Annotated in this window: 15 protein-coding genes; 3 read left to right on the forward strand and 12 right to left on the reverse strand. The window is 57.4% G+C overall.

Annotated elements, in window-relative coordinates; genetic code table 11:
- Nucleotides 1–21: 21 nt before the first annotated feature.
- From LB525_RS25245 to LB525_RS25270, 6 genes are read right to left on the reverse strand one after another with little or no spacing between them, the layout of a single operon-like run.
- Nucleotides 22–1,284 carry a polysaccharide biosynthesis/export family protein gene (locus LB525_RS25245; protein ID WP_224522969.1) on the reverse strand — a complete coding sequence of 421 codons (1,263 nt, stop codon included), beginning with the start codon at nucleotides 1,282–1,284 and terminating at the stop codon, nucleotides 22–24.
- A 15-nt stretch (nucleotides 1,285–1,299) separates the two neighbouring features.
- Nucleotides 1,300–2,511: a hypothetical protein gene (locus LB525_RS25250; RefSeq protein ID WP_224522970.1), complete on the reverse strand. Its 1,212-nt coding sequence runs from the start codon at nucleotides 2,509–2,511 to the stop codon at nucleotides 1,300–1,302.
- Nucleotides 2,512–2,537: 26 nt separating this feature from the next.
- Nucleotides 2,538–3,542, reverse strand: coding sequence for an SDR family NAD(P)-dependent oxidoreductase (locus tag LB525_RS25255; protein ID WP_224522971.1), 1,005 nt, complete (start codon nucleotides 3,540–3,542; stop codon nucleotides 2,538–2,540).
- A 53-nt stretch (nucleotides 3,543–3,595) separates the two neighbouring features.
- Nucleotides 3,596–4,285, reverse strand: a complete 690-nt coding sequence (locus LB525_RS25260) for a sugar transferase (RefSeq protein ID WP_224522972.1) — start codon at nucleotides 4,283–4,285, stop codon at nucleotides 3,596–3,598.
- Nucleotides 4,282–5,418 carry a DegT/DnrJ/EryC1/StrS family aminotransferase gene (locus LB525_RS25265; RefSeq protein ID WP_095768667.1) on the reverse strand — a complete coding sequence of 379 codons (1,137 nt, stop codon included), beginning with the start codon at nucleotides 5,416–5,418 and terminating at the stop codon, nucleotides 4,282–4,284. Before LB525_RS25265 ends, LB525_RS25260 begins: the two co-directional genes overlap by 4 nt.
- Before the next feature lie 50 nt (nucleotides 5,419–5,468).
- Nucleotides 5,469–6,191 (reverse strand): NDP-sugar synthase, encoded by a 723-nt coding sequence (locus LB525_RS25270; RefSeq protein WP_095768666.1) that lies wholly within the window; start codon nucleotides 6,189–6,191, stop codon nucleotides 5,469–5,471.
- A 643-nt stretch (nucleotides 6,192–6,834) separates the two neighbouring features.
- Here LB525_RS25270 and LB525_RS25275 point away from each other — a divergent pair.
- Complete coding sequence (locus tag LB525_RS25275) at nucleotides 6,835–7,506, forward strand: LuxR C-terminal-related transcriptional regulator (RefSeq protein WP_095768696.1); 672 nt, start codon at nucleotides 6,835–6,837, stop codon at nucleotides 7,504–7,506.
- On the opposite strand, the gene LB525_RS25280 is transcribed toward LB525_RS25275, so the two are convergent.
- A complete protein-coding gene (locus LB525_RS25280) occupies nucleotides 7,503–9,182 on the reverse strand; it encodes a PAS domain S-box protein (RefSeq protein ID WP_224548584.1) in 1,680 nt (559 codons plus the stop codon). The two genes, LB525_RS25275 and LB525_RS25280, sit on opposite strands and share 4 nt — an antisense overlap.
- A 324-nt stretch (nucleotides 9,183–9,506) precedes the next feature.
- On the opposite strand from LB525_RS25280, the gene LB525_RS25285 reads away from it, so the two are divergent.
- Nucleotides 9,507–10,190: a helix-turn-helix transcriptional regulator gene (locus tag LB525_RS25285; RefSeq protein WP_224548597.1), complete on the forward strand. Its 684-nt coding sequence runs from the start codon at nucleotides 9,507–9,509 to the stop codon at nucleotides 10,188–10,190.
- 240 nt (nucleotides 10,191–10,430) lie between these two features.
- Nucleotides 10,431–11,498 carry an NAD-dependent epimerase gene (locus tag LB525_RS25290; protein WP_224548684.1) on the forward strand — a complete coding sequence of 356 codons (1,068 nt, stop codon included), beginning with the start codon at nucleotides 10,431–10,433 and terminating at the stop codon, nucleotides 11,496–11,498.
- Between the two features lie 281 nt (nucleotides 11,499–11,779).
- On the opposite strand, the gene LB525_RS25295 is transcribed toward LB525_RS25290, so the two are convergent.
- The 5 genes from LB525_RS25295 to LB525_RS25315 are packed head-to-tail and all read right to left on the reverse strand — an operon-like array spanning nucleotide 11,780 to nucleotide 20,703.
- Nucleotides 11,780–14,005 carry a lipopolysaccharide biosynthesis protein gene (locus tag LB525_RS25295; RefSeq protein ID WP_224548599.1) on the reverse strand — a complete coding sequence of 742 codons (2,226 nt, stop codon included), beginning with the start codon at nucleotides 14,003–14,005 and terminating at the stop codon, nucleotides 11,780–11,782.
- A gap of 28 nt (nucleotides 14,006–14,033) precedes the next feature.
- Nucleotides 14,034–16,247, reverse strand: coding sequence for a GumC family protein (locus tag LB525_RS25300; protein WP_224548601.1), 2,214 nt, complete (start codon nucleotides 16,245–16,247; stop codon nucleotides 14,034–14,036).
- A gap of 1 nt (nucleotide 16,248) precedes the next feature.
- Nucleotides 16,249–18,243, reverse strand: coding sequence for an asparagine synthase (glutamine-hydrolyzing) (gene asnB / locus LB525_RS25305; RefSeq protein ID WP_224548604.1), 1,995 nt, complete (start codon nucleotides 18,241–18,243; stop codon nucleotides 16,249–16,251).
- A 1-nt stretch (nucleotide 18,244) separates the two neighbouring features.
- Nucleotides 18,245–19,498, reverse strand: a complete 1,254-nt coding sequence (locus LB525_RS25310) for an O-antigen ligase family protein (protein WP_224548606.1) — start codon at nucleotides 19,496–19,498, stop codon at nucleotides 18,245–18,247.
- On the reverse strand, nucleotides 19,495–20,703 hold the full coding sequence (locus LB525_RS25315) for a glycosyltransferase family 4 protein (protein WP_224548617.1): 1,209 nt from the start codon (nucleotides 20,701–20,703) through the stop codon (nucleotides 19,495–19,497). The genes LB525_RS25310 and LB525_RS25315 overlap by 4 nt, the downstream gene beginning before the upstream one ends.
- Between the last annotated feature and the right edge of the window lie 78 nt (nucleotides 20,704–20,781).

The following is a 20,781-nucleotide window of genomic DNA, read 5'->3' on the forward strand; positions in this document are numbered from 1 at the left end:
CGGGACCGCAAACGCGGCCCCCTACTGGCTTGCTGCACGTCCCAGATCGCTGCTGAACCTCACCTCGATCGTATCTCCCGGAAGCACTTCTGAATCTTCTTCGACGAGTTGTTTGCGCCATTCTTCACCAATCTTGCGCACGATGGTGATCTGGGTCTGAATGGCTTCTCCGCTTACCGGCAACGGCAGAGCGGACGCGCCAGCGGGCTGTAATTTCTGGCTGGTGGCGTGGAGCCTTGCGGTGGTGTCGGCAAGACGGACATCGGTATCTTTCAACTCGGTCAGCAAGCCGATCCTTCGCAGGTTTTCATTGCGCTCGCGTTGCCTGAGATAATCTTCCTGCTGGCGTCGCGCCCGCATGAGCTCGACCGATGTCTGAAGCTGCCCATTGGAAGAGAGAAGCGCGGAGCGCCTAACGTCAGACAGCCTGGCGTTGGTCAGATTGCCTGCTTGAAACAATTTCGTCACCCGAGCCAGGTCATCCTCATCCGCCTTGACTCCGTCGCTCTCGACCTGCTGGCGCTTGGTCAGAACGTCGATCTGCGCCGCGGCATCCTTTGCGCCCTGATCAACGTAGCTTTGTTCCTGCTGGAAGTTATCGAGAGAGATCTTCAGCGCCTCTCTTTCGGCGTCGGCAATGGCCGAGCTGAAGGCGGCAGACAATGGCGACCCTTGGGGGGGCTTGGTATCGAAACTTGGCTGGTCCTGCAGTTCGGCGCGAATGCGAGCACTGTGGTAATAGTCGCGGGTGTATTCCCCCCAAAGCGATTCATAGTCGCGCTGCAGATCAACCGGGTCAGGACCGGTCTGATTCACACGTGAGCGCAGAAGACTGAGACCGCCAGACACCGCAATCGCCTGTCTCACCGTCATGAGAGGCCGATATGCCTGCTGGCCGGGAGTGAGCACCTCGCCAGTCACGTAGATCGGACGATATTCCGCGACGATCGCGGTCACATCGCCAGGTTGGACAACGATCATCTGCTCTCGCCCATCGGGCAAACGCTGCTGAAATATCTTGGTAGGCAAGATCGTTTCCATGCGGGCCTGCAACTCGGCCGGCGTCAGACCGCCGATGGATATCTTCCCGACTTGGGGAAGCGCGATCGTACCGTCCATCTGGATTACCGCACGTTGAGTTCGTTCCGGTATTGAAGAGATACCTATTTCGACGATGTCGCCGGGGGAGAGATGGTAGGCTGGCCGGTCGTCCGCCGCGGAGGCAGCATCAACCGCAGCCAGCACACCTATCGCTGCAAGAAGATTTCGGTTCATGAATGCCATCGGTGACATCTCCATTCAGTTCGACTTCGCCTCTTCCGACCAGTCGACGCGGGTGACGAAGTCATAAACAGGTCCGCCGGGCACACCCCAGTTGCTGGACCAGATTACCTGCGAGCCATCGGGCGACGGTGAGGCATGGGTCTCGCTGCGGTAGTCGAAATCAACGCTGCGCGTTTGCGCTATGCGCCGAACCTCTCCGCTGCCATCGAGGCGCAGCGCGATAACCTCTCGTGCATAGGGTGCCATTTCCGGACGGGCCGAAACCACATTCGGGTCGCCGCCGTAGCTCAGGAACACCCAGCCAGGTTTGTTCAAAGCACGCAGAGAAGCATGCGAGGCCTCGCCATATTTCATAAGCGAAGTTACTTTCCCGTCAGACAGCCTGCGTTTGATCACCTGATAGCTGTCCGGATAGGATTTGCTGATGCCGACGTAGATCTCGCTCCCATCGGCGTCGACCGTCATGTCGCCATGCCCCGGCCGATGATGCTCTGTCCACTGCTGGCCTGGAGCGCCGTCGATCGAAAAAATAAACGACTGTTCGGTGCCGTCCGCCAGTGCCTGGATGCAAAGAATATTTTCGCCCAGAGGAGAGATCGAACAGTTCTCATTGACCCCAGCAAGCCGCCCAAGTGCGATATCGGCAAACTTGCTATGCTGCTTGAGATCGTACGCGAAGACGACCTCGGCACCGTCCGATCGAATTGCACGCACTGCCAGGCGATTACCGTCTCGGCTCGGGTTACCTTTGCCTGGTCCGAAGTGCAGATCCCGATAGTCCTTTGAATCGAACAGCACATCCTCGTGATTGGTCCGCGGCGCCCAGGTCGATATTCGCCGGCCTCGAACGCAGATCATCAGATCCGCATTTTGGGGATGCCATTCACATTCGCCCGATCGATCGCGCATCAGCAGCGGTAGGAATGTGTGTCCGTCGAAAAAGCACATCCCGTTGCAGCCGTTGGTTATAACGAGAAGGCTCTGGTCCGCATTCCAGGCTTGGGCGCTGGAATAACGGTGGCTGCAATAATCTTTTATACACGCGACCCCATTTCCAAGCGGCCCGGATTTTGTGATCCGGGTGAATGTTTCCCCAAACGCGGGATCGACCGTAGGACGCAGATAGTCGGGCAACTGCATCGCCGGCGTCGCAACAAAGTGCGTTGACGTATTGCCCGCCTGGCTTGCGGCAGCATGCGGACCAAGGCACGCGACAGCGAAGATCATAGACAACACATGCCGGCGACGACAAGTCATGTCATGTAGCCCATTTCCCGGCGCACCCGCCCCTCGCTAAGACGCCCTCTCCACCACGATATGGTGCGCTCCAACCCATCTCGCAGATTGGTACGGGCTCGCCATCCGGTCTGCATTTCGAATTGCGTCGAGTCTGCAAGCAGCGCGCGAACCTCGGAGTTCTGTGGGCGCAAGCGGCTTTCATCTCGATAGACAGGCTTCTTCGATCCGCTCAACTCGACCACCAGGTCCAGGACTTCCGCGATCGTCGCGGCACGCTGGCTTCCGGCATTGTAGGCCTGGCCGAATTTGAGTTCCGCCACGCCTGCGGTGAGGAATGCCGCGGCCGTGTCTTCAACAAAGGTTAGATCGCGGATAGGGCTCGTATCCCCGACCATGATAGCCGAACAGTTCTTGTCGAGGGCCTGCCTGATTATGGTCGGCACTATCGCCCTCTCGCTCTGGCGTGGGCCGTAGGTATTGAATGGGCGCAGAGTTACGACGGGAACGTCAAATGACCTGGCGTAGGCTTCGGCCATCATGTCGGCACCGATCTTGGATGCCGAATATGGAGACTGGCCCTGCAGCGGATGAGATTCCTTGATAGGCATGGTCAGCGCCGTGCCGTAAACCTCGCTGGTCGAGGTATGCACGACGCGTTCCGTGTCCCACTGACGCGCTGCCTCGAGAACATTCATCGTGCCCATGACATTGGTTTCTACGTATGACTGGGCAGCCGCATACGAATATGGAATCGCGATGAGAGCAGCCAGATGGAAAACCACAGCTTGGCCGCGCATGATCCTGTTCAGGAACGCGCTGTCGCGCACGTCGCCACGCACGGATTTCAGGTGGCCTCGGATGTTGTCCGGCAAATCGTCAAGCCAGCCGTGACTGTCGAACGAATTGTAGAGCGCCAATGCTGTGACGTCCGCTCCGTTGCGGACCAGCGCCTCGGTGAGATGCGATCCGATAAATCCATCGGCGCCCGTGACCAGTACCTTTTTGCCTTTGTAGTCCATGACCAATCGTCCCTCTTGCCATGTCCACTCTGACGGTGACACTCACCGGAGTGTCAGCCCGAACGCGCTTTAGTCGCGATCGGCGACGGCGGTACCCGGCCGACAACGGCTAGAAAACCGCGAGCCATCCAGACGGCGTCAGCCACCAGAGTTCGCTGCGGATAATAGGAAAGGTCGATCCTGGCCTTGGCGGGAAACAGGGTCTCGCGATAGTACTGCACCGGATCCGTGAACTTCGGATAGAAATTCGCTTCGTTGCGGAAGAGAACCTGGCTCGGACCGAGCAAGCCAGGCTTGTACTGCAAAACAGCCTCGGCGCCGCCGTGGAAACAGTCGGCGAACGCCAGACTCTCCGGCCGCGGTCCAATGATTGCCATGTCGCCTATGATCACATTCCACAGTTGCGGCAATTCATCGAACTTTGTCGCGGCGAGCACACGCCCTATCGTTGTCATGCGCTTGTCGTCGGCGACCGTCAGCGCGAGGCCGTGGGGATCGCATCGCACATCGAACTTGCGGAACTTGTACATGCGAAAAGGCTGAGCCCCGGCGCCCAGGCGGGTTTGTGCAAACAAAACCGGCCTACCGCCCTCGGCCAGAAGGGCGATGGCGATCAGCAGCATCAGTGGCGCAAACAAGACCGCAGCAACGCTCGCAATGGCAATGTCGATCAAACGCCGCACAGACCCATGGGCCGAGACTGCAACGTAGTGTCGGTGGAGGGATTGATCTGTCGCATTCATGCGGCCGTTCCTGCTTTGGTACAGCCGTTCACCGCAGTTGCCAGAGCCTCCACAACCGCTTCGACCACCGCTGAGGTCATCTGCGGGTGAAGTGGAATCGTCAGCTCCCGCTGAGCAAAGTCTTCTGTTCGCGGCAATTGGGTCCCGGGAAAAAGCTCGCGGTACAACGTCATCCGGTGCACGGGCGGATAGTGGATCGTTGTTTGAATTCCCTGGTTGCGCAGTTCGTCGATAACGGCTTGCCTGTCGGCGTATCGCGGTAAAAGTATCGGCATGATGTGGTGCGCCGATCGCCGCGATTCACTGAATGGAACGATTATTGCCGGGCAGTGCATTGCAATGAGTCGCCGATAAAGGACGACGAGGATACGCCTTACTTCGTTCCATTCTTGCAGGTTTCCTAACTGGACAAGTCCGATTGCGGCCCGCATCTCGTCCATACGGTAATTGAACCCAAGCATGGTGACGTCATACTGCGGCGTGCGGCTGTTCAGCCGCTGGTGTGTGCCGGTGGTCATCCCGTGCCCGCGCGCTTGGCGAATCCTTTCGAGCAGTTCATGGTCTTGGGCGATTACGGCGCCGCCCTCGGCGGTTGTCATGTTCTTGTTGCCGTAGAAGCTGAAGGCCGCGGCAACGCCGAAGGTCCCTACTTCTCTCAAGCCAGGAGCATGCGCCGCGTCTTCAATGATGTGCAGTCCCCGAACACGAGCGAACCTTTGCCATTGTTCTCGATTGGCCAGATACCCGGCGAAATGAACGAGAATAATGGCCTTCGTTCGCGGCGTGCATCGAGCCTCGGCTTCCGCAAGCGACATCAACGGCAAGTCGGCTGACTCAATATCGACAAAGACGGGAGTTGCACCGACATAGAGCACTGAGTTCGCGGTCGCCACGAAGGTTAGCGACGGAACCAGCACCTCATCGCCCGGACCAATGCCAAGTCCGTGCAAAATGAGATGAAGCGCCGCGGTACAGGAACTCACCGCAACGCAATCGTCCGCGCCATGCATGCGGGCAAACGACTCTTCGAACAATCGAACCTGCTCGCCCATGGTCAACCAGCTGCTATCAATGACCTTTGATAGAGCCGCCTTCTCCGGAACACCCAAAATCGGGGCACTGACCAAGAGCATGGTGACCTCACTCCCAAATCATCATTCGTGTTTGAGTTTCTCGCCGTTTGTCAGGCAGCCGCTGCCGCGACTTCGATCGAAGCCGACTGCTCTTCCCAGGAAATGGCTTGAGCATTCTGGAAATCGTCGACGCGGCCGATATCGAGCCAGAGTCCCTCATGCTTGTAGACGTGGACGACCGTGCCTTGCTGCATCATCTGCAGCATCAGGTCGTCGAATCCGAATGGAATGCCGGAGGGAATAAAACTCAGAACATCCGGATTCATGCAGTAGATGCCCATGCTAACGAGATGAGAAAGCGTCGGCTTCTCGCGGAACATCTGCACTGCATTGTCGACTTCGTCGATGACGCCGAAATCCATCTTGATAAGACGGTTGGCGGTAGCGATGGTCACCGGATCCTTGTGCTTGCGGTGAGCAGCTGTGAATCGGCTGAGGCTAAGATCGGTGAGAACGTCGCCGTTCAGCACGATAAAGGGTTCGGTTAGTTCATCTCGGATAAGCGACAGTGGCCCGATGGTGCCCAGCGGCTCCATCTCCTGAGTGTACCGTATTTTCAGGTTCCATTGCGAACCATCACCGCACACGCTGCGGATGAGATGGCCGAGATACCCGGTCGTGATGTAGACCTCTTCAATGCCATTGCGGCGCAGCCACTTGAGAAGCAGCTCGAGCACCGGCCGGGCACCAATTGGCATCAGCGGCTTCGGCAACACCGACGTAAAGGGACGAAGTCGTGTTCCCATCCCACCGCATTGAATAACCGCTTTCATCCGATCCTCCATAGTTCAACGCCGCTTCAATGGTTGGTGCCTGGGTAGACGTGTTCAGACCTCTTCCGACTATGGGTCGGATAGAAAAGTCGCCACGTGTCCGTCCCGAGCATCTTATGAAGAACGGTAAGTGAGCGTTCGAAGGATGTCGTCGTGCAATCGAATGGCACCAATCCATTGCCTCCGCAGGTTCAGCGACTAGGCCGGTCCGACCTGTCCGCCGCGAGGCACGATGGCGCCGAATATGCCGACCTGCATCTGCAAAATTGCTTAGCCACGAGACCTTCAAATGCCCCAGTGCGGACCTCAGAATCCACCTGCTGGAATTTACGTCTCGCTACCGCTCAAACAGCTGATGTCACATGGAATTTGGTAGTTGGCCATAGACGCGCCTGATCGCGATGTTGGCCTTCTGACAAAGGCAGAAACGGTGCGATTCAAGCCGGTTGAACGTTCCTCGGAAAAAAAAAGAGATTTTTCCGCCATAGAGGAATATATTAGCAATACGGCGCGCAAGTGGTGCGGATTTCTGGGCGTTCGACGAGTGGTTGGCCACCGCCAAGGCCATTCCCCGATTGATCGTTTAGCCGCATTAGGCGTTTCAGGGCCCGCTTTGTAGGGCCTGCGTTGGGGTGGAATGCAAATGTATCGAGTCGTCATTGCGGACGATCACGGTCTGTATCGTCGTGGGCTGAGTTTGGCGCTCAAGGCCGAGCTCCCGGAACTGGAAATATTCGAAGCTGGATGTTTTGATGCCGCTGCCAGTGTCCTGGCTCAGCGGGACATCCATCTTGCCATTCTGGATCTGAACATGCCGGGACTGTTCAACCAGCAAGTGCTCGGCGACGTTTTGTCAGCGTATCCGGACACCCGTTTTGCAATCGTTTCCGGCAATGATTCACGAGCGGAAATATTGAAGGCCCTGTCGATCGGGCTGCACGGCTACATCGTGAAATCTCAGACGGACCAAGAAGTGGTGTCGGCAGTGCGCGAGATTCTGGCAGGCCGCATCTATGTGCCGGCGCTGTTGTCTCGACCTTCCGGGGGACCCGGCTCACACGCACCCCAATCGGCGAGGGCATGGACCCAACGGCGGATGGGAGCGGCCAGCCTTAGCAAGCTGACTTCAAGGCAACGTGACGTGCTCAAGCTGATGGCGGAAGGCTTTTCAAACAAGGAGATAGCTCGCGATTTGGACATTTCCGAAGCAACGACAAAAATTCACGCCGCTGCGGTAATGCGTGAGCTGGGAGTACGCAACCGCACCGAGGCAGCCGTCGCGCTACAAAACTGGCGTTCGAAATATATCGACTAGGGCGCGATTTCACGTCGAGACAGCCGCAGCGAGTATCGTAGACCGCCTTCAAATATTTCCAGCTTCGAGGCATGGCCGATAAGCGGCGCGGTGTTGACGCCCAATATCATCGAACCAATGCCATGGCCGATGTTCTTGGCCTTCCTGCGTCTTCCCGATTCTATCCAATCGAAGACGACGTCATCGCTTTCTCCACTATCGGCCCATCTAACCTCAAGGCGCCCTCGGGAACCGCCAAGCGCGCCGTGTTTGACAGAGTTCGTCGTAAGCTCGTGAACAACCATTGCGAAGGTTTCGGCAGCGCCGCTTGACATCATGACGTCAGGGCCATGGGTCTTTATCTTTCGCGTTTCCATGTAGGGCAACAGTTCCTGGACCACGAGATCCCGGAGCAATACCGAACTGTCGGTGCGACCGGAGATCATCATATGCGTGACTTCAAGCGCTCGTATCCGATCGATTAGGTCCTCCTTGAACTTCATGACATTGTTCGCCGGAGCACCAACCATTTTGACCAGCGCTATCACGACCGCGAAAAGATTGCTGAATCGATGGCGCTGTTCGATCAAAATACGGTCCCGTCTCCTGACCGTGGCACGCAAAAGCGTGGTCTGCCGACGTTCAGTCAGGTCAGCTGCTATCCCGATCAGCAGCTGCTGATCATGATACCGCTCCTCCCGTCCGCGCAGAGCGACCCAACGAATAGGTCCATCCGGACGTCGCACCCTTATCTCAACGTCGTAATTCGTGGTCGCGCCGGATTCTTTGGGGAGTGCAAGCTTTGGCCAGTCCGCGGGATAGACGACTGCAGCTAGCTCGTCTATCGGCCGGCTGGTGGCGCGCGGCAGGCCTAAGATTTCCCAAAATTTGTCGGAACCCGTGACGACGCCGCTTTTGAGGTCGACTTGCCAGGTTCCCAACCGCCCCGCCGAAAGCGCCAGATCAAGCCGTTCCTTCTGGACCCGGATCGCTTCGCGCGCCGTCCGTCGTTCCGAGATGTCATCGACAACGATGATCGCGCTCTCTGAAAGGAGGCCGTCGGAACGGTACGACGATAGGTTCAGGCGAGCCCAGAATGTGGACCCGTCCTTCTTCTTCAATCGGGCTTCCATATCGAATGGCATCGCGGACTTGCCTTGATCGGCAAGCGCTTCAACAACGCTATCGCGATCATCGGGATGAACAAGCTGCGCAAGCGGAAATTGAGCAAGCTCGGCTTCGGTATATCCCGTCAGCTCACAAAGACGTTTGTTGGATTGCAGAAGCTCGCCTTTTTCATTCGTGTTCGCAAAGCCGAGGGCCGCACGCTCGAATACCGAACGGAAGCGGCTCTCGGTGGCCTCGACGGCGGCCAGTCGAGTTTCGGCGACCTTCAGGGCCTCGCTAAGGTCCTGCCGCAAGCGGTGGAACATGAAGGCGATCATGAAGCCGGAAACCAGGAGAAAGATTGCTCGCGGCCAGTCCTCTGCGGGAATCGAACCGCGCAGAAGTCGTTCGGCCCCGAGGCTGGCGGCGACTGTCACGAGAGTAGCAATGATTGCACCGCGACGGCCAACAAGATATGCAGCGACAATTATAGCCGGAATAGATGATATGAAGGTTGCTTCAGTTTCCGTCTGAATTAAGTTTGTTATTACGAATATTAGCGTGAAAACTAGCACCAGCATGGAAGCCATGTGAGCTAGCGAGATGCCCTTCAAGGCCGAAACCGTTCTACGCAGATGCAGCCCCATACCTCACAGACTACAACTTTCGGATTAGTCCGTCGAGCCTAGAACTCCACCGCCTGATCTAATACCACTGCCGGATTGCGGCCCTCAAATCCAAGCTTACTATCATTTACGAAGAGCGTCCGGTTCGCTTGGACTCTTTGTAAGAAAGCATGAAGAAACCGATGCAAGCCTCTGAGATCAAAGATTTTTGGCAGAGAAATCTGTCTTGGAGTCAAGCGTAACGATTGGAGATCTTAGCGGTTTTCGGCCAACAGGGGTGGGAAGGCAATGTCTTTCATTGATAGGCACAACGATACCGTTGCGAATAAGCGCCATATTGAATTGAGCACTGCTTACGGCAGTGTCGCTCGCCTGGCACGCTACACGTCGGACAGGCAGAGCACAGCATGCGCGTCAAAGCGTCGGAGCCTGGAATCCGTCACCGGCATGCTGGACCGCATTGGCTGTGGCTTCCTGGTCCTCAATCGCGAGAGAAAGGTGGTGGAGTGGAACATTGCCGCTCAAAGCACCTTTGAACGACAGGGTGAGACGGCCGGCACGGCTCCGGAGCTTACGGCTGCGCTGAGGCGGCTGGTCGCGAACGTTCCAACCAACTTCCTGCCAGGTTCGTTGTCATGGGTGGTGATCCGCACCACTGACGATCGGCCGGTGATACTCAATGAGGGCGGGGTGATTGCGCCCGACGGAACAAGTATCGTAGCGTTGTTAGACCGGGAGACCCGGTCCTCGGCTAATCCGCAGACATTGCAAAAGATGTTCGGCCTCACGAGCGCTGAAACTCAGCTTGCCATGAGGTTAGCTCAAGGGGACGCACCATTGGAAATCGCCCGCAGCTGGCATCTCAGCCGCACCACGATCCGGTCCCAGCTTGCCTCGCTTTTTGCCAAAACAGAAACCAAGCGCCAGGGTGAGCTGGTAGCTCTGCTCGGACGAATTTCCGTATTGCCGTGATAATGCCGCCTCGACCGCGAGGCGGCGGGTGTCCGGTATGTTGGTTTGGCATTGCGTCTGTGCGAGCGCGTTCCTGCCTGATCCAAATATAGCCGACGATCTCGATGCAAAAATTTCGAAGCGGGGCAATTCGTCATGGCCGGACATAATCCCAAGACCGCGGGCATGCTTGACGCACAACCTGACAAATCCAGTTCAACAGGAACGAAATACGGTCGATCCAGTCCGGATATGGCGGTTATGCAGCTGGCACGAAAAGGTCCTGTTGTAGTCACCGGCGCCGCAGGCTTTATCGGGTTTCATGTGGCATCGCGGCTTTTGCGTCACGGTGCGCGGGTCATAGGCGTGGATAATTTCACGCCCTACTACGATCTAAAGCTCAAGGAAGCGCGTTTTGCGCACCTCTGCGCGGAGCCAGGTTTCACTCCGATGCGTATGGATCTGGCGGACCGATTGTTGGTGCAAGCTTTGTTCTCCGACTTTCAACCGCAATATGTCGTCCACTTGGCTGCCCAGGCGGGCGTGCGTTACTCTCTTGTCGACCCGCATGCCTATGTTCAGTCCAACATCGTGGCGTTTCTCAATGTTCTAGAGGGTTGCCGGCACTTCGATATCAAGCATCTGGTCTACGCTTCGTCCAGTTCGGTTTACGGCGCCAACCAGACCATACCTTTTTCCGAACATGGCGGCGCTAACCATCCAATAAGCTTCTATGCCGCCACCAAGCGCTCGAATGAAGCCATGGCGCATTCCTATAGTCATCTATTTCGCTTGCCGGTGACAGGATTGCGGTTCTTCACCGTCTACGGACCATGGGGCAGGCCCGACATGGCTGTCTACGCGTTTACCCACGCCATCGCCGAGGGACGCGTGATCGAGGTGTCCAATGCCGGCCGTGTCTGGCGAGATTTTACCTACATCGACGATATCGTCGAAGGGGTGGTTCGAATACTCGCAACGCCACCGTGTGCCGACCAGAATTGGGACGGTCGCGCAGCTGATCCAGCTACCAGCTCAGCCCCATATCGCCTGTACAACATTGGCAATGACCGGCCAGAGGAGATCAATAGTCTAATCGCGATTATAGAGACAGCCGTAGGTCGCAAAGCTCTCAGGAGGGATGTGCCTTTGCCTCCAGGTGATGTTCTCGAGACGCGCGCCGATGTAGGCGATCTTCGCCGGGCCGTAGACTTCGCGCCGGCGACCACGCTCCAGGATGGCGTTGCCCGTTTCGTCGAATGGTATCGACACTTTCATGGAAGCGCGACGGCCCCTGAGACGGAGCAACAAACGCTCGTGTCAGCGTAGATTGCCGGCAGTTCGCGCTGCTCACTCAGACCCGCGCGATCGGCTCACTGGCATCGCCTGAAGGTGCGGCTCTGTCGGCGCCCTGTTCACATCCCTCTCAACGCGCTCGCCTCGCTGATCGGCAAGAACGAGGCATTCTCTGCGTCTCTTTTCGTTCGGCGTTTCATCGAGACGCCGATACGCAAGCCCGCCAATCCGTACGTACCTTGATGCCTGCGTTAGAATGGATCACATCGCGCCAGCCGGGGTCTGTCGCCGGTCACCAATCCCAGAGCATCGAGTCAGCGCAAGAACCAAGTCCGCTGGGTGCTTTCGACCGTGCGGCGGTTAAAAGACGTAATCGCGTAGATCAGTCCGGGCGTGATCTTCAGTCGCTTGCGAATATAAATCGCCATGGCGACGTTCCATACGACCAAGGCAAGCGCCAGCCCTATTGCTGCGCCCAGCGGACCGTAGATCTCTACTCCGATAGCACAGCCGACGACACCAAAAGCTGCTCCAAGGATCATCGTCACAGCGGCCGCCCATTCGTTTCCGGTCATGGTCAAGAGATTGAGCTGCGGTCCGCACAGGGCCACGAATACGTACCCCAGCATTAGCACCCGCGCGATCGGTGCTCCAGTTCCGAAATCCTCACCGAACCAGCTTAAAAGCGGCCGAACAATCAAGAGCAACGGGATTGCCATTGCTATTGCGGCACCGGAGGAAAGCAGGGCAGCTCGTGAAAACAGCTCTTGCAAACCTCTTCGGTCGTTTTTTGCGTAAAGCGTAGCTGCCGTCGGCGAGAACATTGTAGAGACGGCCACCAACGAGAGACCGACAAGCAACGCGACATTGAGCCCCAGGGCGAAAATGCCTGCGTCGCGTATGTGGCCGGTCCAGCCGAGCACCATTACCCCCGCTCTGTTGATGAAGACGTCAAGACCCGCCATCAGCATGATAGGGGGGACCGCCGACCACCAATCCCTGGACGCATCGGCAGGTTCAGCATGTCGTAAACCCGGCGGCTGAAATCTTGCCAACAGGACAAAGACGAATGCGACTGTTACGGCCGAACTCGTCAGCACCGCTTGCATGACCAACGGTGCATTCAGAGTCCACGAACCGGACAAGGCGGCGGCACTTAGCAATGTGAGCAGCAGTCCATCACGCACAATGCGTTCTGGCAGAAGGGCAGAAACACCGCCTCCGAAGGCACGGATGAGAGCCGCGCCCAAGGCTGAAGTCGTGACCAGCGGAACGGCGGCCATACCCAAGAGCTGGCTGATCTCAAGTTCCCTGTTGTGTGAGGACGAAGACAGAAAGATGTAGGTCGCCCCTGCCAAGCCGAATAGAGACGCCACTGCCAACGAGCGTTGAAAGGCAAATCTGATTATGCCGTGGGCCAGGTCCAGGCGCCCCTGGGCCCTATAGGCAGATACAAAGCGCAACAACGATACGTTGAAGCCAAGGGTTGCGAGATATGCGAGCACCGATGTGGTTGAAAGGACGTAGGAGTAGATACCATAGCTGGTAGAGCCTACGATACGAGCAATCAGCAATTGCGCCAGGCTGGTTAGACCTGCCCCGGTCACATAGATCATGAGTGCAAAAACAGTGGCATAGCTCAGGCTACGGTTTATTTCTTCCTTCCCGAGCGTTACCGCATCGTTTCCAGCTGCGGAATTTACGGGGTTCTGTATTGTTATGGTATCCACGCCGTCATCAAGATAGGCATTGTCTACCGTCAGCGGTTGCGATGAGTGGGCAACTTGATGTCGGTACATGGGAGTGACCTGATCGCGGGCCATCTTGAAGGCGATCTTGCGGCTGACGAGTTCAACGCTTTTCGACAACGATCGGTCGTCGAGGGTTTCAACGGAGATTGTTTTCCTGTCGGTTGCCACAAGGATGTCGTTGATATTTTGAAACACTCCGAAAGCTCGCATGCTCGCTTCGAAATCCGCATCGAGAATGCGTTCGGCCGGAGCCGCTTGCATCATTCGCTCCCGCAACCGCGCCTCGGCTGCTGCACGAGGCAATACCACTCGCAAGGTAAAATCCGCGGTAGGAGTGACCTTCAGCGCTCTTGCAATCGCAACGTTGTCGACGCACCCGTGAAAAATCGACAGTGAAGCAACAGCCTGCACGTATCCCTGGTCGAATATTGTAATCTCTCTGCACTGTCGCGCTTGGTCCCAACGATTGGAAAGATTTATGATTTTTTGCCAGACCCGAGCTCGCCAAATAAATTTCCTTGGCTCAATCGCCTTTAGCATCGACGACGATATCGACAGATATTTTATCAAATCCGACGTATATAAGAACAGTTTTGCCGTTGAAAATATTGCATAAAATACTCTAAAGATAAACATAAAAATCCCGAGATCTACACTCCTTGACCTTCTACTCGCCTTATGACTGAAGACCACCTTCGTAGCGTAGCCCTGCCCACGCAGCGACTTAGCAAGCGCATGGGCAAAGACTGCTTTACCAGCTCCAGGCGGTCCAAAGAGTTCGATAATCATTTCTCGCGACCCAGGGGGCTTGAGGGCTTTATCGTTTTCCGAACAGCAGAAGATCGCCACTGTCCCCAAAATGATATTTGGCGTGCTGCTTGAGATTTACTCCAGTGAGAGCAATCCCTACCGGAGCGGATCTCGAACCATCAGGCTGCAGCGATTCCAGAATACCGCGTGCGACACTGCGCGGTGTCTTGGCCCACCGGACAGCAAAGATAACGGCATCTGCCCAACTGCTGAGCAGTCGGGATTCCGGACCGTGCAGCCCTGGCGGCCCATTGAGAATGACGAGATTGTACACGGCGCCCAGCTTGTCCGCGAAGTGTCGCGGCACATCGACGTCGACCAACAGCTTCAAAAGATCGTCCGAAACTATGGGTGCGGCCATGAAATCGATGCCGATACCGGGCATGCTCACAACAGCCTCGTCCAACTCGCAGCGGCCCCTCACATAATCCGCAAACGACTTATGCGGCTTGGAAATACTGAATTCGCGCACAAAGTCGTTGGTCAGTTGCTTATCCTGCGGGTCAAGATCGATGAACAGGACATTGCTGCCCAGGCGTGTGGCCGAGAGCGCCAGGCTCCATGCCAGCTCTGTTTTCCCATCACCTTTATCGCTGGAAGTGACGAGCACCATCTGCGACGATCGTCCGGGGGCCGGTTCGGGTGCCACATTGATCAATAGCGACAATGCAGCGCGGCCGTAGGCGGAATTTTTCTGGCTTAGAGTGAGGGTCTGCAAGCGCTTCGCACTCGCTCTTGATGTCCTGGGCAATAGCCCAACGGAAGGGAAGCCGAGCGCTGCTTCTGTCTCAGCCTCACCGCGCATTGTGCGGCTCATGCGATTTTTCAAGAGAACCAAGACGCCCCCGATGAGGCCGAATACGACCATACCCGGCGGGATAAGGAAGATCGGTGAAAGGCTCTTCGGGTTGCTCGGTGGCCATGCCGCCGAAATTATCGAAACTCCCGCAGACGGAACCGCGATGCGGTTCCTCAAATCCTGTTGCCTGTTCAGAAGATCATTGTACCGCTGCGTCAATATGGTGACTGCCGGCTCCAATGCGTGAAGCCCGGAAAGCCTGCCTGCCGTGTCGGCTACGACCGCGTCAAGCACATTCTTGCGCGCCTCCAGAGCGGAAACCTGCGAGCGATAGATGTCGGCTTCCGACTTGATGCGTTCGATGCTCTGTTCGATTTCGCGCTTGACCGCAACATTCAGATCCGCATCGGCCGCCGCGCCGCCCTGCCGGGCTATCAGATCGCTCAGCGTCGGCGATCCGATTGCGCTCGCAAGCGTGGCGTTCGTGGCACCGGACCGTTGCAATTCTTGAATATGCTGAACACGGGCCTCGGCTGTGGAGAGGTTTGCGCGAGACAATGACAGTTGCTGATTAAGCTCGGCCGTGTCGCGGACAGCATTGTCAACGGCACCCTGGTCGACAGTCCCGTGACTTAGCCGGTATTTTTCAAGGCGGTCGGTCGCTTGCGCGAGATCGGACTGCACACCAGGCAGCGCAGCGACGACGGATTCGAGCTCCAACCTATCAGCGGCCTGAGCAGTCCGCGCGAGATCCTGGACATACACTTGCGCGAATGTGTTGGCCACGAATGCCGCCCGGACGGGATCCGGATCGGTAAAGCCGATGGTAATGACTCGCGATCGCAGTTCCTGCCCGACCCTGACGTAGCGCCTCAACGCCTTCAGCCTCGCAGCCTCCTTGCCCTCTGGGGTCATGTCAGCGTGATCCGGCCAAATCCCGGCCAAGAATGCACCTGCAAACGATTGCGATTCGGCTGGGGAAGCGGCGTTTTGCGCCGCGGCGCCATTGAGGTTGGCCTGCCGATCGGGCGCTGCCTTGTAAATTGCGTCAATTACCCGACGCAGATGAGATTGCGAGGCCAGCATCGTCAGATGGTTGTCAATGCTGGTATCAAGCATATCCTGACCGCCCGTCGGCTGAGGAGTGCTTCTGGTCGGATTGTCGACGATGATTTGCGTGGTGGCCTCATACAGCGCCGGCCTGGCGAAGCCGGCTAGACCCGCAACCGCACCGCCCAAAACGACCATTGCGACCAAAAACCATTTGCGCGCCGCCAAGGTAACCAACAATTGGCCGAAAGGGGTCAGGTCTTCTCGGGGGTCACGCAGCGGACGCCGCATGCGCGGATTGGGTTCTCGCACTTCGACGCGCATCTCTGTGGCGCGCGGTAGCTTTGTTCGCCTAGCTATCGAACCTTCCATTTTAAACTCCCGTCATTTCAAGCATGCGCGACTGTCTTGCGGGCACTGGAAGCCGGTTGGCGTCGGCGCGCCATGCCAGGAACATCAATGTTGCCCAAAGATCCCGGGAATGATCCCGCTTTCCGTTGACATGATCGCGCCAGCACGTCTGGACCTTATCGATGTCCAGAAGCCCATCTCCTGACTGGCGCATGTCGGCGAACAGGTCACTCGCCCATGCACGCAACGGTCCTGTCAACCAGACCGCAATTGGAACATCGAAGCCCTGCTTAGGCCTATCTATGAGCCGCCGGGGAACGTAGCGATGCAACAACTGTCGAAGCAGCCACTTGCCTCGTCCATGGCGGACCATTGCATCCGGTGGCAGCCGCCAGGCGAATTCAACGACGCGATGGTCGAGCAGCGGGCAGCGGCCTTCCAGCCCGTTCGCCATGCTGGCGCGGTCCAGCTTCACCAGGATGTCGCCGGGCAGATATCCTGCCATATCGTTGTAGAGGAGCCGGGACAGCAAATCGTCGAGTCGCGGAGTTCGCCGAGTTGACGCCCGGTGGCCAAATCGGGTCAGGCTTGTCGTCGATGACCCTGTCAGACGCTGGTACAGTTCTTCCTGGTCCGAAGCGGCGAGCAATTGAGCCAATCGTTCCAGCCGATCACCGCGCAACGCATGGCCGAAGAGCGCCGAAAGTGGCAGCCTGCCAAAAAAATCGTAACGGGTTGCGCGCGCCACAAGCCCGATGCTTGCGGCAACTGAACCACGCAGCGACGAAGGCAAACGACGACGCCGATTTGCTTGCGCCGCCATCAGATGGCGAGCGTAACCGGCGAAACATTCATCGCCTCCGTCGCCCGTCAGCGCCACAGTGACGTGCTGGCGAGCAAGTCGCGCCACCAGCAGAGTGGGGATTTGCGATTCGTCGGCGAACGGCTCGTCCCAGGCACTGGGCAATTCCGGAATGACATCGCGCGCGGAAGCAGGGGAAAGGTGCAGCTCTGTATGATCGCTGCCTATGTACTGAGCGACCGCAGCAGCATGAGGAGCTTCATCGAATCCGTGCTCCCCGAAGGCGATCGTGAAAGTGCGAATAGATTTTCGGGACTGGACCTGCATTAGCGCGGCTACGGTCGAGCTATCTACGCCGCCCGACAGGAAGGCGCCGAGCGGCACATCCGCGCACATGCGCTCTCGAACAGAAAGCCGAAGCAGCCGATCGAGTTCATTCGTCAAATCCTCGTCGCTGCCGACGATCGGGTCTTGCCGGCCCTTCGTTGCGACGTCTGCCAACGACCACCAGAATCGAACTTTGTTTCGAACGGTTCCCGTACGGCGCGCTTTTGCGAAATCCGCTGCAGTCAAGGACAGGGCCGATCCCGGCGGCAATTTGAAAACGCCGCGCCAGATACAACTGTCGTCCGGCACCCAACCTTGCGACAGCATAGCCCTTACGGCGCTGGGATTGAGTTCTGGACGGAAATCCGGGAAACACCGAATGGCCTTGAGTTCGGAGCCAAAAACCAGGGCATGGCGGGTCGGGGCGACGTAGATCGGTTTTTCCCCCATCCGGTCGCGGGCCAGATGAAGAGTTCTCGTTTTTGCGTCCCACAATCCGAACGCGAACATGCCGACAAATCGCGTAAGCGCAGCTTCGAGCCCCCACTGCTCCACGGCCCCAAGCACAACTTCCGTATCGCATGTTCCGCGAAAGCTGTGGCCGGCATCCTCAAGCTCTCGGCGCAAGTCCCGAAAATTGTATATCTCCCCATTGAAGGTGATCACGTACCGGCCGCTGTCCGAGCGCATGGGCTGGGCGCCGGTTTCCGACAAATCCACGACTGCCAGGCGGCTGTGGCCGAAGGCGACACCAGCCTCCACATCTTTCCAGAAGCCTTCGCCGTCGGGCCCTCTGTGACGGAGGGCTGTTGTCATCTGCGCTATAGCTGCGAGCGGCCTTGTGCTGGGCGAGTCTGGCGCAAGAAGGATCCCGGCGATTCCGCACATATCAACGGCTCCTCGCTCCTGCAGTTGCCGCGATAAACTTGGGCTGCCCGGCTACGAGGCAAAGTGTGATCGAGAACCAAACGATCGGGTGGCGAATGACCAAATGCGGGAAGCCGAAGATGCCGATCGACAACGCAAGTGCCACCAGAGCGTCGAGCCTTGCACGCCAGGCAGAGATGGCCGCGAGGCCAAGGATCCACAACAGGGCGAGAACCGCTAGAATGCCTCCTTGAGTATACAAGTCCAGTAGCGTGCTGTGAGCCTCGAAAGGCAGGTCGATAAACTCCTTGGTCACGACAGATCTGTCGACATGTGGTCCCGGGCCGAGGCCCAGCGAAGCAGACCCCAACCCCTTGCCCAGAGCATTGGTCCAGATATTGATGCGCAGATTGGCTGTCTCGGCTGTCGCCTCACCACCCTCGCCTTTGGTCAGGCTCTTGGCGAAATTTTCAACAGTGCTCGTTTCCGCAAGCACATAGGGTGTTGCGGAGATTGCAAGAGGAACCAAAGCAAGCAACAGCAAAAGGCTGATTTGACGACCAAGAGTGACCCTTCCGCCAACCGCGACCCATCTCCGGACGCGCAACATCAGGAAAACCAAACCGGTTATCACTATTGTCAATAGATAGGTATCGCTCTTAGTCAATCGTCCGACGTATACTATGAGAACAATGCTTACTATGCCAAATGTCCTGGCTATCATATTACTTGTTGTCATTGACAGGTATAGTGCGAGGGGACCGAACAGCGCGCAATAAAGTGCTAGTTGGTTTGGGTTGTCCGACCATCCTGTAAACCTGTCCCAAAACCAAGGGTTCACTCCGGACTGGTGGAGTAAGCCGAATCCAAGCGCCAGCTGGAAAACAAAACACGCGTTCGCAATGACGATCACCCACCACGCGGTGCGACGCAGATGACGATCCGCCTGAGGATCAGCCGCAAGCAGACATGTAACGAATGCCAGCAACAGATAGGCAATCATGTCGTGAACCGGCGCGTCCATGTACTGAACGCTCGTAAGCATGCCGACAATCATGCCTAGCCCGAGAGCGAATGCCATGATCCCCCAGAGGGCGGCAAAAATCGACAGGACCGGCGTGGCTTCAAGTCGACCACCGGCAAGTACGCGGCCAATCGAAATCAGTATCCAAACCGCCAGCAACAATTCGCTGATTCCGAACGGCGCGCCTGGAATTTCGAGTTGCGATGCATAAGCCATTGCAACGCCGCCGGCCAACAGGACGTCTCGGATCATTGGCGCACCTCGCCCAACGGACCAAATGCGGCATTCTTTTCGGTCTGCGAGGCCTGAACTGAGGCGCCAACGGCTTTGGCATCGAGAATATGCCGGTAAAGATCGCAATACTGGGCGACCACCAGCGGCAGCGCGAAATGCTGCTTGACGAATTCGATGGAACGAGCGCCCATGGCCGCCCCGGCGGGGCGGTCGGCCAAGAGTTGATTTATCCTGGAAGCAAATGCCTCGGCATCGCCAGGCGGAACCAGGTATCCGTTCCAACCGGGCTGGACCACTTCGTTGCAGCCCGGCATATCTGACGCCACGATAGGCAGCCCAGCCAATCCCGCCTCGAGCAGGACGCGTGGCACTCCCTCCCGATATTGTGTCGGAAAGGCAAACAAATCCGCCATGCCAAGAAGGGCAGGAACATCGCGCCGTGGACCCAGGGCAATGACGTGAGGGGAATGGCGTTCGATTTCCGATTTGTCGACGGCGAACGGCCCCTCGGATTCCCATGGACCGACAAGCACGAAACGCGCATTCGGCCTTTTTTCAAGAACGCGGGGTACTGCCTTAAGCAGCGTTGGGATGCCCTTCTCGCGCGTCAGCCGGCCGACAAAAATGATCACTTCAGCCGATGACAGCCCAAGCTGCTCGCGCATGGCCTGCGATGACGGAGCGCTCTCTCTTGCCCTGGTAAAGCCATCGACGTTGATGCCGGAACTGCAGATCAGGCGACCAGTCCCGCGCCCGATGAGCCGATAGCGCTCGAAGAACGCCTTGTCATCACGATTTTGGAAAACCGTGGCAGCCGTCCAGCGCGACGAAAGCCACTGCAGCCCCGAGAAGATCGGGCGCAGCGCCATGGCCCTTGGCTCACGGGAAGAAAACGTCCAGCCAAGACCATTGATGGTGCGGATGACCGGAACGGCCCCCCTTATCGCCAACGGCGTCAAGAGATTAGGCTTGGTATCAAAGCTCTGTACAATGTCCGGGCACAGGTCCGAGATCAGTTTTCTGATCGTCCTTACGGCGCCTCCACTCCCGCTGGAAAATCGGTCCAAGCCGTAGCGACGATGCGGAATGTCGTGCTGCGAGAATGCTGTATCCGGACCGCTCGACACCGCAGTGACTTGGAAGCCCTTCTGACGCAGCGACAGCAAAAACGGAATCCTGAAGGCGTGGTCCTCGCCTCCAACACACACAAGATGCGGATTCATGCTGTCTCCCCCGACCGCCCGTCAGACTTGGGTCGCGTGCACTGGTCAGCATTTCTTCGTGCTTCCATGATCCTGGTT

Source organism: Mesorhizobium sp. CA16, from assembly GCF_020165175.1.
Taxonomy (GTDB): Bacteria; Pseudomonadota; Alphaproteobacteria; order Rhizobiales; family Rhizobiaceae; genus Mesorhizobium.

Coding starts and splice junctions, on each gene's coding strand:
- LB525_RS25245 (WP_224522969.1), bottom strand. CDS start 1,284: ATGGCATTCATGAACCGAAATCTTCTTGCAGCGATAGGTGTGCTGGCT.
- LB525_RS25250 (WP_224522970.1), bottom strand. CDS start 2,511: ATGATCTTCGCTGTCGCGTGCCTTGGTCCGCATGCTGCCGCAAGCCAG.
- LB525_RS25255 (WP_224522971.1), bottom strand. CDS start 3,542: ATGGACTACAAAGGCAAAAAGGTACTGGTCACGGGCGCCGATGGATTT.
- LB525_RS25260 (WP_224522972.1), bottom strand. CDS start 4,285: ATGAATGCGACAGATCAATCCCTCCACCGACACTACGTTGCAGTCTCG.
- LB525_RS25265 (WP_095768667.1), bottom strand. CDS start 5,418: ATGCTCTTGGTCAGTGCCCCGATTTTGGGTGTTCCGGAGAAGGCGGCT.
- LB525_RS25270 (WP_095768666.1), bottom strand. CDS start 6,191: ATGAAAGCGGTTATTCAATGCGGTGGGATGGGAACACGACTTCGTCCC.
- LB525_RS25275 (WP_095768696.1), top strand. CDS start 6,835: ATGTATCGAGTCGTCATTGCGGACGATCACGGTCTGTATCGTCGTGGG.
- LB525_RS25280 (WP_224548584.1), bottom strand. CDS start 9,182: ATGGCTTCCATGCTGGTGCTAGTTTTCACGCTAATATTCGTAATAACA.
- LB525_RS25285 (WP_224548597.1), top strand. CDS start 9,507: ATGTCTTTCATTGATAGGCACAACGATACCGTTGCGAATAAGCGCCAT.
- LB525_RS25290 (WP_224548684.1), top strand. CDS start 10,431: ATGCAGCTGGCACGAAAAGGTCCTGTTGTAGTCACCGGCGCCGCAGGC.
- LB525_RS25295 (WP_224548599.1), bottom strand. CDS start 14,005: ATGATTATCGAACTCTTTGGACCGCCTGGAGCTGGTAAAGCAGTCTTT.
- LB525_RS25300 (WP_224548601.1), bottom strand. CDS start 16,247: ATGGAAGGTTCGATAGCTAGGCGAACAAAGCTACCGCGCGCCACAGAG.
- asnB (WP_224548604.1), bottom strand. CDS start 18,243: ATGTGCGGAATCGCCGGGATCCTTCTTGCGCCAGACTCGCCCAGCACA.
- LB525_RS25310 (WP_224548606.1), bottom strand. CDS start 19,498: ATGATCCGAGACGTCCTGTTGGCCGGCGGCGTTGCAATGGCTTATGCA.
- LB525_RS25315 (WP_224548617.1), bottom strand. CDS start 20,703: ATGAATCCGCATCTTGTGTGTGTTGGAGGCGAGGACCACGCCTTCAGG.